The sequence below is a fragment of the Chroococcidiopsis cubana SAG 39.79 genome, from assembly GCF_003991895.1.
In the GTDB taxonomy this organism is placed as follows: Bacteria; Cyanobacteriota; Cyanobacteriia; order Cyanobacteriales; family Chroococcidiopsidaceae; genus Chroococcidiopsis; species Chroococcidiopsis thermalis.
On the sequence record NZ_RSCK01000007.1, the window covers coordinates 121139 to 137405 of the forward strand.

Consider the following 16267-nt stretch of genomic DNA (forward strand, 5'->3'; position numbering starts at 1 on the left):
AGTAGCTTTGTCACAAAAATGATTCTGTGCCGATCGCGCCACCTCCTAACTCTGTAGCAATTTGAACCAGGGTTTGCCAAAAATACGTACCAAACGTGCGATCGCACCAGATGCGAACGCATAACTTTCTCTCGATGTCAAGCGGGATAACGGTGACTGTGACACCAATTGCATTAGTCAAAACGACCGGACGATCGCCAAGTGATAATGCCTGAAAATTAAAGCTACAGGTTTGGCGTAAAAGCTCGTTGACGCGAGCGCCCACTAGTCCTAAAGCGAGATCTTGCCGTAAAACTGGGTAAACTTTTGCGGGTGGAGACTTACAGGCAGTTGCTAACTGGGGAGCGATCGCGCTGTTGAGGCTATCTTCGATTAGAAATTCGGTCAGTCCCAACCGAGCAATAATCCCACCTTCGGGTAGAGGATGCCAAGTATTAGGGCGATCGGGAATTGGCAGTCCCCACTCAGCTAACCATTGGGTTGCATTTGCTCCTTTCACGCCAAAGCGGGTCAAAAATGACAGATCGGCAATCCCCAACACAGAAACAGACTGGCGATCGCCTGGTAGCTTTACTAAGGAAGGCATACCGTTAGTGTCGCACCACACACCGTTAAGCGACTGGAGTGAATCGTGAATTGGACTCAGACGCAAAGGAGTATTCATGCGATCGCCTCCTGACGTTGTGTCGTTTCCTGCTGGCGTTGGTTTTCAGGGTCGTAGAATGGTGTGGGACTGACTGTTGCCTTAACGAGTGCGCCATCAGATAAACGAATCGAAATGAGATCGCCGATCGCCCCTAATTCTGGTTTGACGTAAGCAAGTCCGATATACTGCTGAAGCGTGGGACTAAAAGCAATACTGGTAACGCGACCTGCAATTTCACCGCGATCGATGACCAAATGACACTCTTGGGGCGCAGTTCCTTGATTAGGGTCGAGCGTAAAACCAACTAACTTTTGCGCGATCGGTCGTTTAGCAATAGCTTGCAGGCTGCGCTGACCGATGAAAAATGGCTTATCTAATTTAACCGCCCATCCTAAATTAGCCTCCCTCGGAGTTGTCAAACCATCGGTATCCTGACCGACGATCAAATGTCCTTTTTCCAACCGCAAAAGCCGCTGTGCTTCCACGCCAAAGGGCGCAATCCCGTAAGCCTTACCTGCGGCAAAAAGAGCATCCCAAACAGCCGCAGCCGACTCAGCCGCAACGTGAATTTCGTAACCCCACTCGCCTACAAAACCAACTCGGATTAAAATCGCTTCAATTCCCGCCACCAATGCTTCTCGTACTGCTAGATAGGGAAAAGCAGCACTGGAAAGCTCGCAATCCGTCAGTTGTGCCAAGACATCGCGAGCATAAACTCCAGCAAGGTTAATTGCCGATCGCGCTCCAGTTAAATTTACCAAACCGCAATCTAACCCCCACATCGTATTCAGCCGCGACAGTTCTCGGTAAATCGTCGCTGCACCGGAAGTCGTCGTCGTGAAATAAAAATGCTCGGCTCCCAGTCGCGCAATGACACCATCGTCAATAATTATGCCTGTCTCGTCTAGCATCAGTGCATAGCGCGACATCCCCAATTTCAAATTGCTGTAGCGTCCAGTGTAAACTCGCTCTAAAAACTCGGCAGCATCCGCCCCGCGCAATTCTAATTTTCCTAACGTCCCAACATCGATCGCACCTACGCGAGTCCGCACGGCTTTCACTTCAGCCCGAATGCAATCTTCGCGGCTCTTTCCAGGTTGGGTGTAGAATTCAGGTCGTCGCCATACCCCTGCCAGCACGAACTCAGCACCCAAGGCAGCATGACGACTATGCAAAGGAGTATAGCGCTCTGGCGTAAAGCCCCGTCCGGCTAAGTGAGATAAGGGGACTGGATGAAAGAACGGTCGAGCGGTGGTTGTACCCACTTCAGCAGGAGATTTTCCCGTAATGCGTGCCAAAATTCGCAATGCATTCATGTTAGAGTGCTTACCCTGGCTCGGTCCCATGCCTACAGTGGTAAATCGCTTCAGCAATTCAATATTGTCAAATCCTTCCTGAATCGCATTCGGAAAATCTTTCAACTGAAGGTCTTCATCAAAATCGACAAAGTTCTTACCTGCTGGATGTTCTACGATCGCCCACGAATGTGAGGGGGATTCTGAACCAGAAGCGGCGGCGATTTCGACTGGTTCTGTCAATCCCAGAAAAGCAGCAGCCTCCAATCCCGCCCGACGACCATCGAGTAGCTTGCGATCGCACTCGTACACGCCATTCACCCGTCCGCAGGCAAATACGCCCGCAGGTAAGCGATCGGGAACGAACTGTTGCAAGCCTTCATCGAAGCGCATTTTTGTGCCTGCCTGGTAGAGCAAATTTGCCGCGCCTGCCCAGCCGACACTCATAATCATCCCATCGCAGGCGATCGCTTGTTTGAATTCTGTCTGCGGTTTGCCGTTGGCATCAAGCGGACAAATTACCGCACCCGAAACGCCATCGCTTGCTGGATTCGTCTTGGCTTCGTAAATACAATGGCTGGTGAAGATGGGAATACCAAGCGCTTGTAAGGCTTGAGTTGTTGAGTTCGTCGTGTAGGTCGATCGTAAATCCGCGATCGCCTTCACCTCAACGCCATGCTTTGCTAAATCTAAAGCAGCCTGATAACCATCACTGTTTGCTGTCAATACTACAGCTCGCTGCATCGGTTTGACAGCATAGCGATAAATCAACCGTTGCGCTGCCGAAGCTAACATCACTCCTGGTAAGTCGTTATTGCGAAACACGGCAGGCTGTTCGTATGCCCCATTTGCCATGATGACCGCTTTTGCCCGCAATTTAGTCAGACGTTCTCGATCCACTAAGGGAATCCAGCGATCGGCATAATACGCAGCAGCTACAGTTTCGGTGTAAAGACGGATGCGATCGCAATTTTTAACTGCTTCCACGAGTTCTTGCGTCTGCGTCAATCGTTCGCCAGAACCGCCTGCCCTGGCATTCTCGTCCACAATCACTACATTTGCCCCTGCATCGGCTGCGGCTAATGCTGCTGACAATCCCGCCACACCTGCGCCAATGACTAGCACGTCGCAAAAATCATACTGCTTTGCCGTGCGAATATGCGGTGTAGAGAAATCGACTTTGCCCAATCCGCTTAGATTGCGAATCGTGCGTTCCCAGAAGGGAAACAGTCGTTTATTGTGAAAGGCTTTGTAGTAAAATCCAACTGGGAGGAACGGCGAGAAAAAATCTAAAATGCTGTGGCGATCGCCCATCACTCCACCATGCGTATTCACTGCATACAGAGACATCCCCGCCTCTAATGGCGTGACATCGGCTCGGACGTTGAGCTGTTGCCCATTTTGCATCAGAGCATTAATATCACGATTCGCCAAACTCAGAATTCCGCGCGGACGGTGGTATTTGAAACTGCGTCCCAGTACTCGTTGTCCAGCAGCCCATAACGCACTCGCGATCGTGTCTCCGGCATAACCCCAAAAGCGGTTTCCTTCAAAGGTGAAATCAATTCGCTGGCTGCGATCGATCCATTCACCGGAGATGGGTGGTAGGCGATTGCTCATCCAACTCCCTCCTCACCGAATAAATAAATATAAGTAGGTACGCAAGACCTCATCAGTCAGCGTATTGCGCTCTGCAATAAACCAGGTATTACTTGGTGTATGACACCACCATTCCTGTTTCATTCCAGGTACGCTAGTGCGATTAAATACGTACTCCGCCCACATTGCATCGTCAACTGTTTGCGGATCGGGCATGGAGCGAACTTCCCCACCACAGATAAACTCAGAAATCGGTCTTGTTCCGTTAATCGGACAGGTCATCATCTTCATCGTTAATGCCCCACTGATGCTGCACCCTTTTCACCCACCAACGCATAATTTTTAAATCGCTCGAGAGAGAATTTTGTCATTAATTCGTGAGTGCGATCGCTCGCCACGGTATACGCCATCGTTTTGCCACACACCGGAGTTGCCTTAAAGCCCCAAGTCCCCCAACCAGCATCGAGATAAAATCCCGCGATCGCGGTTTTACCCATAATTGGCGCAAAGTCAGGTGTCATATCTGCCATCCCTGCCCATTGCCGCACAACTTTAACATGAGAGAGAAACGGAAAGAGTTCCAGCATATGCGCTGCTAATCCCTCTACAAAATCCAAGGTCGATCGCGTGGAATGTAATTCATAAGGATCGAGTGAGGCTCCCATGACTAACTCTCCCCGTGCGGTTTGACTGACGTAGACGTGCAAGCTACCCGAAACAACGATCGGATCGAGCCAGGGTTTCATTGGTTCGCTGACCATTGCTTGTAATGGATGGACGTAAATGGGCGATCGCAGTCCTACCATTTGCAACAGGCGTGGTGTAAATCCGGCAACCGCACACAAGACTCGCGGTGTCGAAATGTTGCCGCGAGTTGTTTGTACTCCTGTCACTTTGCCCGATTCAACTTGAATACCCAAAACTTCTGTTTGCTGGTGAATTTCGACTCCCCGCCGATCTGCACCACGACCGTAACCCCACGCTACCGCATCGTGACGGGCAATGCTCCCGGGTGCGTGATAGAGTGCGCCCATGACTGGAGCCTTGCCACCACACGTCAAATCCATGTGCGGGCAAGCTTTTTTAATTTCATCCGGCTCGACTAATTCGCTCTCAATGCCGAAATGCTTGTTAACCTCCGCCCGCCAACGCATAGTTCTTACCGCAGAGTCAGTATGAGCTAGAGTGAAATGTCCCCGCGTGGAATAAAACAAATTCAGGTCAAAATCTTGCGCTAAGTCTTGCCAGAGTCGCAGCGATTCATCGTAAAACTTTACGCCTTCTGGGGTGAGATAGTTGGAGCGAATAATCGTCGTGTTGCGTCCCGTATTTCCGCCGCCAAGATAACCTTTTTCGAGAACGGCTATATCGGTCATGCCATAATCTCGCGCCAGATAATAAGCGGCTGCCAGTCCGTGTCCGCCTGCACCAATGATGACAGCATCGTAATTTGGTTTGAGGCGATCGCGATGGCGGAACATTGCGGGTTCTGGATGCTGCTTCGCCAGCGCAAATTTCAGCAGATTCAGAGGCATCGTAAGTTTCCTGACAGGAACCTTTGCTGAATATCATGCATCAAAGATTTCTGGGTGTCAACAAAGTTTCCTGCTATGATTCAAAACGATGTAAGGTGAAATGGTAGCCAGCGCTGTTTCTCTACACTGCTCCCATACTGTGAGGTAAGCGCATGACAGATGCCACGGCAAATGGACTGGAGCGTTCCCAAGTACCAGCCGTCGATCCGCTCGAACGCTACATCGGCAGTACGATTCGAGAAATGCGTCAAAAACTCGGACTCACCATTGCCGAAATTTCGGAACAGACGGGAATTTCGCGGGGGATGTTGTCCAAGATTGAAAACGCTCAAACTGCTACGAGTTTGGAAACATTAACCAAAATTGCCCGTGCTTTAGGCATTTCTCTGTCAGCCTTCTTTCGCAATTACGACGTACCCACAGGCAGCGCCCAGCATGTGAAAAACGGTGAAGGGATGGAAGTCGTGCGTCGCGGTACAAAGCGAGGACATACCTATCACCTGCTGGCATACGATCGCGGTTCGACAAAACTATTTGAGCCTTTTCTGATCGCTATGGATGACGCTTCCGAAGTGTTTCCCACCTTCGAGCATCCTGGGGTTGAGTTCATTTATATGCTGGAAGGAAAGCTTGAATACCGTCACGGACAATCAACTTACTTACTAGAACCTGGTGACGCATTGACTTTTCGCGGTGATATTCCTCATGGTCCTGAAAAACTGATCGAGTTACCGATTCGCTTTCTTGCGATAATTCACTATGCCACATCTGATGGCGATCGCATGAGCAGGGAGTAGGGAGCAGTGATGTACAGAAAAAACTCGATCTTATAGGACAAGTGTAAAAAAATAGGTGGGCATTTACCCACCTATTAATTAATTAGATTGTGTCGTTAATATCTCCACGGGCAAACGCTTAAAAGCAAGACGTTCGTTTTCCACATCAACAAAAATCGTATCGCCGTCGTTGAATTCATTCCGCAGAATTGACTTAGCAATTTGCGTTTCCAATTCCCGCTGAATTGCTCGTTTTAAAGGACGCGCACCAAATACGGGATCGTAACCTACTTCTGCCAAGAAATCTAAAGCAGCATCAGAAAGACGCAACGACATCTTGCGATCGCCCAGTCTTTGTTCCAGTCGCTGAATTTGCAACTTGACAATCTGCCGCAATTCTTGTAGTTGTAGAGCGTGGAAGATGATAATCTCATCAATTCGGTTGAGGAATTCTGGACGGAAACTATTGCGCATCGCTTCCATCACCCGACCGCGCATTTCTTCATAGCGCGAATCATCCCCGGCAATATCTAAAATGTATTGCGAACCGATGTTGCTGGTCATAATCACAATGGTATTCTTGAAATCCACCGTATGACCTTGAGCATCCGTCACCCTACCGTCATCTAAAATTTGCAGCATGACGTTGAAAACATCTGGGTGTGCTTTTTCGATTTCGTCGAATAACACGACAGAATACGGACGACGGCGAATCGCTTCAGTCAGTTGTCCCCCTTCGTCATAACCTACATAACCAGGAGGCGCGCCAATTAAACGCGATACGGCGTGTTTCTCCATGTACTCCGACATATCGATCCGTACCAACGCCTCTTCGGTGTCGAAGAGATATGCGGCTAAAGCCTTCGCCAATTCGGTCTTGCCTACACCCGTGGGACCGAGGAAAATAAAACTAGCAATCGGACGATTTGGATCGGCTAAACCAGCACGCGATCGCTGAATCGCATCAGCTACAGCTGTCACTGCTTCATTTTGCCCGATGACACGATGGTGCAATTCGTCTTCTAAGTTGAGTAGTTTCTCTTTCTCAGTTTCGACTAACTTACTGATTGGAATACCCGTCCACTTAGAAATAACTTCAGCGATATCGGCTTCAGTAACTTCCTCCCGTAGCAACGATTTACCCGTTGTTTGCGTTTGGGTTAACTGACTTTCTGCGGCTTCCAATTGTCGATGCAAATCGGTCAATTTTCCATATTTTAATTCTGCCGCTTTATTGAGATCGTAATCTCTTTCTGCTTGCTGAATTTCGACGTTGACGCGATCGATCTCTTCTTTGACAGACTGAATTTTATTAATAACATCCTTTTCAGACTGCCATTGAGCGTTAAGCGCCGCTTGTTCTTCCTTGAGATCGGCAACTTCTTTTTCTAACCGTCCTAACCTTTCTCGCGAAGCCGGATCGCTCTCTTTTTCTAAAGATAAGCGTTCCATTTCTAATTGCAATATCTTGCGATCGATCTCGTCTAATTCTTCCGGCTTTGAGGTGATTTCCATTTTCAGCCGCGCCGCCGCCTCGTCTACCAAGTCGATTGCTTTGTCGGGTAAAAAGCGATCGCTAATGTACCGATTTGACAGAGTAGCTGCTGCAACCACAGCACTATCGGAAATTCTTACCCCGTGGTGAACTTCATACCGTTCTTTCAAACCGCGCAGAATCGAAATTGTATCTTCTACGCTGGGTTGATCGACATAAACTTGTTGGAAACGTCGTTCCAACGCCGCATCTTTTTCAATATATTTGCGGTACTCATCCAAAGTTGTCGCCCCAATACAACGCAGTTCACCCCGCGCTAGCATTGGTTTGAGCAAGTTCCCTGCATCCATCGCCCCTTGGGTAGCACCCGCACCGACAACGGTATGAATTTCGTCGATAAATAGGACTATATTACCTTTAGACTCGGTGACTTCTTTCAATACCGCTTTTAGACGTTCTTCAAACTCACCCCGAAACTTCGCCCCTGCAATTAATGCTCCCATATCTAAGGCGATTAACTTGCGGTCTTTAAGCGACTGGGGTACGTCACCAGCGACAATCCGCTGTGCTAAGCCTTCGGCGATCGCAGTTTTACCGACACCAGGTTCGCCAATCAGTACGGGGTTGTTTTTAGTGCGGCGAGACAAAATTTGGACTGTGCGACGAATTTCATCGTCCCGTCCGATTACGGGATCGAGCTTACCTTGACGGGCAGCGTCAGTCAAGTCACGTCCGTACTTTTCGAGTGCTTCGTATTTGCCTTCTGGATTTTGGTCGGTCACTTTCTGATTTCCACGCACTTGTTTAATTGTATTTTTTAGTTTGTTTTCGTCTAACCCAAACTCTTGAAATAAACTCCTACCGAAGCGATCGTCCTTAGCGTAAGCTAACAACAAATGCTCGATCGAAATGTATTCGTCAGCAAATTCCTGACGGTAAGCATCAGCTCTATCTAATAGGGTATCGAGGCTGCGTCCTAGATAAACAGAGCTAACGCTACCAGAAAGTTTGGGCTGACGTTTAATAAATTGCTCGATGCGATCGCGTAACTTCGTGACATTAACACCAGCTTTATTAAAAATACTACTTGCCAAGCCTTCTTGTTCCAGCAGCGCTTTCATTAAGTGTTCGCTTTCAATTTGCTGCTGCGGAACGGCTTTAGCAATATCTGGGGTATGGGCGATCGCTTCCCAGGCTTTTTCGGTAAATTGATTGGGATTAGTGGGTTGCATCCGTTACTCTCCCCTCCGCTAAAATCTACTAACCATTAGAGCTATTTCTGGCTCATGCCTCCCTCTATCGTCATTGTAGAAATACAGACATAGGATGCAAGATCGGTGTTTACGCAATCCATACGGGGTATTCCCGAATGATTAGTGACCTAATGCAAAAAGTGCCTTACACCTGTCAACACCATCACAATTCCCAATTCATTTGCTGCCTTAACTGAATCTGCATCCCTGAGACTTCCACCAGGTTGAACGATCGCAGTTATGCCAGCAGCGGCGGCTGTTTTGACTGAATCATCAAAAGGAAAGAACCCATCGCTAGCTAATACTGCACCTTGCGCTTTTTCTCCGGCTTGTTCTAAAGCAATTTGTACCGAACCGACGCGATTCATTTGTCCCGCCCCTACACCCAGAGTAGCGCGATCGCGGCTCACGACAATGGCATTTGATTTAACGTGCTTGCACACCTTCCAAGCAAATAGCAATTCCTCTAACTGGGCGGGAGTTGGTTGTTTTTCTGTCACCATCTGCCACTGTTTAGTATCGGCAACAAGATCGTCAGATGCTTGTACCAAGAAACCACCCGCGATCGCTTTTATTGTATGTAAAGACGTTTCATGTAACGTCTCTACATTTGGTAATATCAAAACCCTAACTTTAGATTTACTAGCCAGAATTTCCCGTGCTTCTGGTTCGCATTCTGGGGCAACGACGCATTCTAAAAATGTTTTTGTCAACGCTGTAGCTGTAGCTGCATCAATTGCCCGATTTAAGGCAACAATTCCCCCAAAAGCTGAAACTGAATCTGCGTTAAAAGCCTTTTCATAAGCTTCAGAAATTGTAGTTCCCAACGCCGTACCGCAGGGATTTGTATGTTTAATAATTGTCGCCGCAGGGAGATCGGTAAATTCTGTAATTATGCGCCTTGCTGCTTCTAGATCGACTAAATTGTTATAACTCAATTCCTTCCCTTGGAGTTTTGTCGCAGCCGCCCAACCCGTTGCACTCGTTCCCGTTTGATACCATGCCGCAGGCTGATGCGGATTTTCCCCATAGCGTAGAGATTGAACTTGCTTGCCTGAAATTGCAAGCTGTTGCGGTAATTCTTCCCGACTCCCCTGTACGGGCGCACTGCTGCGCGCCCCTACCGACTCCCGACTCCCCAAAAAAGAAGCGATCGCGCGATCGTAATTCGATGTATGCCAAAAAGCTTTTTGGGCGCAAGCAGCGCGGAATTCAAATGAGACTTCCCCTTGTTGGCGTAATTCCTGCAAATATGTTGCGTACATTGCTGGTTCGCACAACACGGTTAAATGGGCAAAATTTTTAGCCGCTGCTCGGATCATTGCGGGTCCACCAATATCGATTTGTTCTACCGCTTCTGCTAAAGTTACGTCAGGCTTGGCGATCGTTTGCTCGAAAGGATAGAGATTGACTGCCACTAGATCGAAAGGGCGGATATCATTAGCCTCCAGATCTGACACGTCTTGCGGTACGTCCCGTCGTGCTAAAATGCCACCATGAATCCGAGGGTGAAGAGTTTTGACCCGCCCGCCGAGAATTTCTGGCGAACCAGTGTAATCTGCAACTTTAGTTACTGGTATTCCTGCTGCTTGAATCGCTTGAGCTGTTCCACCGCTGCTCACAATCTCAAAACCAAATTCTTCTACCAAACTACGGGCAAAATCGATCAGCCCTGTTTTATCAGATACACTCAGCAGCGCCAAACGTGCCATAGTTCCCAGTCCTTTGCAATTCAATTCAGACAAAGAACTATTGTACGTTGTTAGTTGTTGGTTGACAGTTATCAATTGTCAGCGATCGGGGAGTCGGGAGTCGGGAGTCGTGGTAAAAATACAGATAACCAATGACCAATGACCAATGACCAATGACCAATGACCAATGACCAATTCATGGTATTAGACATTATGGAGATGTTAAATGGAGGATTAGAGTAAATGGGACTCTTCGATCAAATCGTCAGTGCAGTCGGTAACTCTAACCAAGCTGGTAGCGCAGGTCAAATTGGTGCTATTGTCAACACGATCCAACAGCTCAGCAACAATACTGGTGCAGACCCTTCTACCCTACAATCAGTATTATCATTAGTGGGTGGTCAGGTACGCTCATCCTTACAACAGCAACGCGCCGTGAATGGCGAAGCACAAGCACAGGCGATCGTCAATCAATATAGCGGCACGCAACCCAGCCCTCAAGCTGTGAATACTCTGTTTTCTTCTAACCAACAGCAACAACTGATTCAACAAATTGCCCAGATGACAGGACTGAATTTAGGTTCGATCCAGCAGATGCTACCCGTACTCGTACCGCTAGTATTAAATTTGCTGCAATCTGGGACTCAGACTCAAAACCCCCAAGGCGGCGCTAATCCCGTCCTCAATGCTTTTCTAGATGCCGATCGCGATGGAGATGTGGATGTAGCTGATGCAATGCAAATGGCAAGTCGCTACTTGAGTCGGTAATACAAGAGTGTGGGGTGTGGGGTGTGGGTTGTAGGGTGTAGGGTGTGGGGTGTGGGGTGCAGTCAGTTAATTGTGACTTGTCTCCCTTGTCTCCCTTGTCTTCCTTGTCTTCCTTGTCCCCCTCGCCCCCAAGCATTCCCTGATGAAAATCATCTTCTTCGGTACTCCCGAATTTGCCGTTCCAACTCTAGAAAAGCTACTCAGTCATCCAGAGTTTGACGTTGTAGCGGTTGTCACTCAACCAGATAAGCGTCGAGGACGAGGCAATGAATTAACACCCTCACCCGTAAAAACTGTTGCGACAGCACGGCAAATACCTGTGTGGCAACCTTCAAGGGTGAAAAAGGATGCTGAAACTCTGAATTTATTAGAACAGTCTGGGGCAGATTTTTTTGTTGTTGCTGCCTACGGACAAATTCTTTCTCAGCAGATTCTCGATCTGCCACGCTTGGGTTGTATTAACGTGCATGGCTCGATTTTACCCAAGTATCGCGGTGCTGCGCCCATACAGTGGTGTTTGTATAACGGCGAGACGGAAACCGGAATCACGACGATGTTGATGGATGCGGGAATGGATACGGGGGCAATGCTGCTGAAAGCATATACGCCAATTCATATCCTAGACAATGCCTACGAGTTAGCCGCCAGACTATCAACGTTGGGGGCAGATTTATTAATAGAAACGCTGTTGCAATTAGCAAGTCAGGCGATCGCACCCGTTCCCCAAAATAACGACGAAGCCACATACGCGCCTTTGATTAAAAAAGAGAATTATGCCCTCGATTGGTCAAAAACTGCGATCGCGCTGCACAATCAAATTAGAGGTTTCTATCCCAATTGCACGGCTACCTTTCGCGATCGCGCTCTCAAAATACTTGCTACTGTACCTTTAGATGCTGCCTATACGTCGCAGCTATCACCAGAGTTGCAGCAGCTAATTCATAAATTTGCCGATTTGTCAAGCGATCGCCGTCCTGGGGAAATCGTTCAGACGGTTAAGGGTATAGGAGCCATCATTCAAACTGGTGCAGGTTTAATATTATTACGGGAAGTCCAGCCAGCAGGAAAACGCCCTCAGTCAGGCTGGGATTTTGTCAACGGCAACCGCTTAACTGTGGGAGAGGTATTCTTGTAGAGGTGCAATATTTTGCCTTTCTACATATGGGTTTCATAATAGCGACAGCGATCGCACGGTCCCTCTGGGTTTACCGCACAACGGATCAACTCAGAATGGGCGTTGAAGCGACAGCTAGCATCGCCAATCACCCAACGTCCCTCTACAAAACTTTTCTCTGCTGGTCGCGCCGCTGACTGTACGTAAAGAGCAATCTTATTTAAACGATAACGCCCCGCTTTCAATTGATAGCGGTGGCGACGTTCTAAAACAGCGTAGGTTTTTCCTTCTAAATCTAAATAGTTCCCTGGTTGGGGAGTCCAATCGAGCATAACTTTGCCGAGGGACTGACGCGGATGCGTCAGAATAACCTCGGTTAGTAAATCTGGTTCCATAACTCACATTCAGGTGTAATGCCGACTACTTTTTGGATGGTATCGCACAATCACCTTTGTCTGGGCAGTTTGAGACGATGTTTTAGGATTGGTAAACTAGAAACATCATGCTTAAAGCCTCGATCGCAATACTAAGTCGCCATGCATTTAACTTGCGCGATTGGCGCGATTGAACCGCTTGCCACTATCAGTCCCAGACATTTTGACTTTTGCCTTTTAACTTTTGACTTACTTAATACGCACCTTTGCGACCCAGCACTACCGCGATCGTTTTGAGTAGGATTTGGATATCCAACCCCAGCGACCAGTTTTCCATATACTTGACATCTAAATTGACAACCTTATCGATTTCATAATCATCAGTATTAGACCGACTAACTTGCCATAAGCCAGTCATACCGGGTAAAACTTGGTAGCGAATAAAATGGCGATCGGCAAATTTCTCTACATCTGAGTTTGGTACTGGTCGCGGTCCAACTAAGCTCATCTCACCGCGCACGACATTAAATAGTTGTGGTAGTTCGTCTAAACTATAGCGCCTCAAAAATTTGCCTATACGAGTAATACGTGGGTCGTTTTTTGTTTGAAACAAAGCACCATCTTTCCACTGATGACTGAACTCTACACTTTTTTGCGATCGGTCTGCATCAGTTTTCATAGTCCTAAATTTCCAGATTTGGAAAGTTTTGCCGTGCAACCCCATACGATTCTGCTTATAAAAAATAGAACCAGATGAATCTATGGCGATTAGCAATGCTATCAACAAATAAGCGGGGATTAACAGCAAAATAAGTGCGATCGCAAAAATGAAATCAAAGCATCTTTTGATTAAAAAATCGCCGCCTATGGTTAAGTAAGAGCTGAGTTCAAAAGTGGGAATACTGCCTAAAAATCTCAACTTAATCTTTTGCTCAACAACTTGCAATGCCGTAGGTAAAACATGTATATTAACCCCTGCATTTTTGAGTTTGATATAGAAAAGAGGTTGAGAAGTAATACCTTCCCAAGAATAGATCAAAACATCTGACACTTTCGATCTATAAATATCTTGTAAGACACTATCTCGTTCATTTATAGTAGTAATATCTACCCAACCAGCAAAATCATATCTTCGATCGCTATCTAACAACTTAATAGCTGAGTTTTTATCTTCGAGCTTAGAGATTAAATATATAGGATAACGAAGAAAGCCTTGTTCTCGCAGATTGTCAATGGCAATATCTATGCTATATCTAAAGCTGCAAACCAAAGTAACACTTAAAACTCCAGAGAGGATTAAAGATTGATGCAAAATATTTCTTGAATCTTGAAAAAAGAAGACGACCGATAATAGTAGTAAATGAGCGATTGTCAGAGTTTTAGCAATATTAATATAATCTCGGCGTTTGTCCCCAGCTTGATATAGCTCTTGTGAAGCTAGTAGACTAACTTGAAATGCAATAATTGTGGCGATCGCGAGTAAACTATCTTTATTGTCATTAAGTAAATAAAAAGGCTCGCCAAAGCTTGCTGTCACTTGCCAGGATATCAGTAAAGCAAAAATATCAAATAGCAATAATGTAATCAGTCTTCTCCAGCGCTGACCTATTCTTTTTCCGAGTTGGCTAAATAACGGAGCGCGTAAATCCCGAGCGTACCGATCGGATAAAACACTACTAGTAGATGTCATAATCTATGAATGGTAAACTGAAAATTGGGAAATATATTTGAGAATAGAGATTGATGCATTCGATCTCATATACTCTGCTTTGGCTTAAAGATCGAGAAGAATTAATATATCTATTGCTTGTCAGAATACAATTTGATTTGCGATCGAATTAAGCCTCTATTTCTGATTGAGATGGTTGTTTGTAGTGTGTATATAGCAGTTCTAAATAATTTGTAAAGTAGGCTTCTAGCCTGCGGCAGGCTAGAAGCCTACTCCACGTTCATGAATCAAATAGGATTGCCATATAAGTGATAAATTAATAGTAAAGTCGGCTGCCAATTTTTCAGTGCAGCAAATATACGGAAAATTTTTGCTTTTAGATAAATGATTTATCAAGAAACTCGGTGAATTCAAGTATGTAGAATGAAAAGATACAAAATAGAGGTGCGTGGTTCGCTGCGCACCTCTATTTTGCACTCAGCTTAACCTTAGAATAGTTAAGACTCACTTAGGCAATAATAAAATCGCTAGCACTGAGAGTAAGTTTACCTGAGAGCTGAGCGACGGCTGACTCTCCTCCTAATATGCCTAGATCTGGATTGTAGAAAGAGATGTGTATAACTTATTTAAAGACTGCATCATGCGATCTGCTGAAAAAATTTCCTCAAATCGAAGTTTTGATGCTCGACTCATAGATTGACGTAATGGCGAAGATGTAGCTAGTTTTCTCATTACGTACACTAATTCAGTTACATTTTCTGATTCTACAATAAAACCATTGACTCCTTCAATTACTAAATCGCAAGCTCCAAAAGTTCGAGTACAAATAATTGGTAATGAAGCCGCCATGGCTCTTTTGGGTTTGTGGGGATGACTTTTATTTACAATCAAAGGCAGCAATCAAGCGCGAGCGCATATGATTAAAGTTAGTAAAACCATAAGCTTGACGTTTAGTTAACTGAATTTTGTTGTTGATTCCCTCCATGGTGCCACTAGTTGTTCGATGGATAAAGTAGTTACAAATCCCATCTAGATGTTGGCGAATAGTCCGGCTTGCTGAGTGATAAAATAATTGTGCCAACCGCAACCATTTGGTGATTTTGTTTTTGCCTTGAGTGAAAGTCCGACTGGTTTCATAAATTAAGTGCAGCTCTTCTTTAAGTTCATAGGCAATTCTTAAGCAGGGAGATGGGGCTAGTACCCTATCTAACTCTGTCTGTTCTTCTAAAGTTAAGTTTGCTGCATTTTTCAGGAGTAAATACCGACTTCTTTTACTGGTTACTCCTAATCGTCTTCTCAATTTATTTAGTTCATCATTGACTGTCTTCATCACATGAAATCGGTCGAAAACAATCTGGGCATTGGGAAAGACTTGTTTAATGACTTTAGGAAAACCACCCCACATATCTACACTTACTTCTTCTACCTGGTTCCTCAGTTGAGACGGCTGTGACTTCAATGCTTCTGCCACACCAGCCTGAGTATGGCTATCAATTACTTCCAACAGTTTTCCTCGGTCGATGTCACTCACGACTGTCTTAAAGTCTTGATGCCCTTTATGGCTACTAATTTCATCTATGCTTATTCGTTTAGCTGGTTGCCAGTTTTTTTTTAGATGTTGACGGCTAATGTAGTCAAATATTCCTTTGATTTCATCATAATTAAGTTTTTCTTCACGGCTGACTTGCTCAATGTTTGTCGCCACTACGCGCTGGTAAATATACTCTTCATAACGTTTAGTATGACGACGATAAGGTTTGAGGAATAACAGCGGTTCTCGTGGCGATTTCCCACAGTGGCTACACCTAAATTGACGGCGAGGAACTTTCAAATATACTCTTCTACCACAAATGGATAGGTCTCTAATTAAACCTGGTCTATTTTGGTGAATATCTTCTGTATAATGCTGGCAATGAGGACAATTAATTCCCTCATTTAATAGTCTCAAATTTAGGCAAATATCTTCTTCGATTTCCTGACAGCTCTCGACAGTCACATCGGGTAAGGCAAGGAGTCTATCTAAATGAAAGTCCATCACTTTTACAGGAGTAT

General features: G+C 46.0%; 13 protein-coding genes. 3 read left to right on the forward strand and 10 right to left on the reverse strand.

Annotated features, from left to right (window positions below; translation table 11 throughout):
* Window positions 1-10: 10 nt before the first annotated feature.
* Genes DSM107010_RS07045 through DSM107010_RS07060 form a run of 4 tightly spaced genes read right to left on the reverse strand, consistent with a single transcriptional unit; the run spans window position 11 to window position 5075 of the window.
* Window positions 11-664, reverse strand: coding sequence for a methylglutamate dehydrogenase (locus DSM107010_RS07045; protein ID WP_106167506.1), 654 nt, complete (start codon window positions 662-664; stop codon window positions 11-13).
* Window positions 661-3561, reverse strand: a complete 2901-nt coding sequence (locus DSM107010_RS07050; RefSeq protein WP_106167505.1) for a 2Fe-2S iron-sulfur cluster-binding protein — start codon at window positions 3559-3561, stop codon at window positions 661-663. The genes DSM107010_RS07045 and DSM107010_RS07050 overlap by 4 nt, the downstream gene beginning before the upstream one ends.
* Before the next feature lie 12 nt (window positions 3562-3573).
* Entirely contained in the window at window positions 3574-3831 is a 258-nt protein-coding gene (locus DSM107010_RS07055) for a sarcosine oxidase subunit delta (RefSeq protein ID WP_127022654.1), read from the reverse strand.
* A 2-nt stretch (window positions 3832-3833) separates the two neighbouring features.
* The gene (locus tag DSM107010_RS07060) at window positions 3834-5075 is read right to left on the reverse strand and encodes an FAD-dependent oxidoreductase (RefSeq protein WP_106167503.1); all 1242 of its coding nucleotides are present in this window, start codon (window positions 5073-5075) and stop codon (window positions 3834-3836) included.
* A 152-nt stretch (window positions 5076-5227) separates the two neighbouring features.
* On the opposite strand from DSM107010_RS07060, the gene DSM107010_RS07065 reads away from it, so the two are divergent.
* A complete protein-coding gene (locus DSM107010_RS07065) occupies window positions 5228-5872 on the forward strand; it encodes a helix-turn-helix domain-containing protein (protein WP_015156594.1) in 645 nt (214 codons plus the stop codon).
* A 78-nt stretch (window positions 5873-5950) separates the two neighbouring features.
* Here DSM107010_RS07065 and clpB read toward each other — a convergent pair whose 3' ends face one another.
* Window positions 5951-8578, reverse strand: a complete 2628-nt coding sequence (gene clpB, locus DSM107010_RS07070; protein WP_106167502.1) for an ATP-dependent chaperone ClpB — start codon at window positions 8576-8578, stop codon at window positions 5951-5953.
* A gap of 149 nt (window positions 8579-8727) precedes the next feature.
* Window positions 8728-10311 carry a bifunctional phosphoribosylaminoimidazolecarboxamide formyltransferase/IMP cyclohydrolase gene (gene purH, locus DSM107010_RS07075; protein ID WP_106167501.1) on the reverse strand — a complete coding sequence of 528 codons (1584 nt, stop codon included), beginning with the start codon at window positions 10309-10311 and terminating at the stop codon, window positions 8728-8730.
* Between the two features lie 222 nt (window positions 10312-10533).
* Here purH and DSM107010_RS07080 point away from each other — a divergent pair, with 222 nt between their 5' ends.
* Together DSM107010_RS07080 and fmt are read left to right on the forward strand one after the other, a co-directional pair.
* Window positions 10534-11058, forward strand: a complete 525-nt coding sequence (locus tag DSM107010_RS07080) for a DUF937 domain-containing protein (protein ID WP_106167500.1) — start codon at window positions 10534-10536, stop codon at window positions 11056-11058.
* Between the two features lie 142 nt (window positions 11059-11200).
* A complete protein-coding gene (fmt, locus tag DSM107010_RS07085) occupies window positions 11201-12193 on the forward strand; it encodes a methionyl-tRNA formyltransferase (RefSeq protein ID WP_106168988.1) in 993 nt (330 codons plus the stop codon).
* A gap of 20 nt (window positions 12194-12213) precedes the next feature.
* On the opposite strand, the gene DSM107010_RS07090 is transcribed toward fmt, so the two are convergent.
* From DSM107010_RS07090 to DSM107010_RS07105, 4 genes are all read right to left on the reverse strand, one after another.
* A complete protein-coding gene (locus tag DSM107010_RS07090; protein WP_015156599.1) occupies window positions 12214-12567 on the reverse strand; it encodes a DUF6464 family protein in 354 nt (117 codons plus the stop codon).
* A 232-nt stretch (window positions 12568-12799) separates the two neighbouring features.
* Window positions 12800-14236: a sugar transferase gene (locus DSM107010_RS07095; RefSeq protein ID WP_106168989.1), complete on the reverse strand. Its 1437-nt coding sequence runs from the start codon at window positions 14234-14236 to the stop codon at window positions 12800-12802.
* A gap of 567 nt (window positions 14237-14803) precedes the next feature.
* Window positions 14804-15115, reverse strand: a complete 312-nt coding sequence (locus DSM107010_RS07100; protein ID WP_322506032.1) for a glycosyltransferase — start codon at window positions 15113-15115, stop codon at window positions 14804-14806.
* A complete protein-coding gene (locus DSM107010_RS07105; protein WP_106168993.1) occupies window positions 15093-16250 on the reverse strand; it encodes an ISL3 family transposase in 1158 nt (385 codons plus the stop codon). The genes DSM107010_RS07100 and DSM107010_RS07105 overlap by 23 nt, the downstream gene beginning before the upstream one ends.
* Between the last annotated feature and the right edge of the window lie 17 nt (window positions 16251-16267).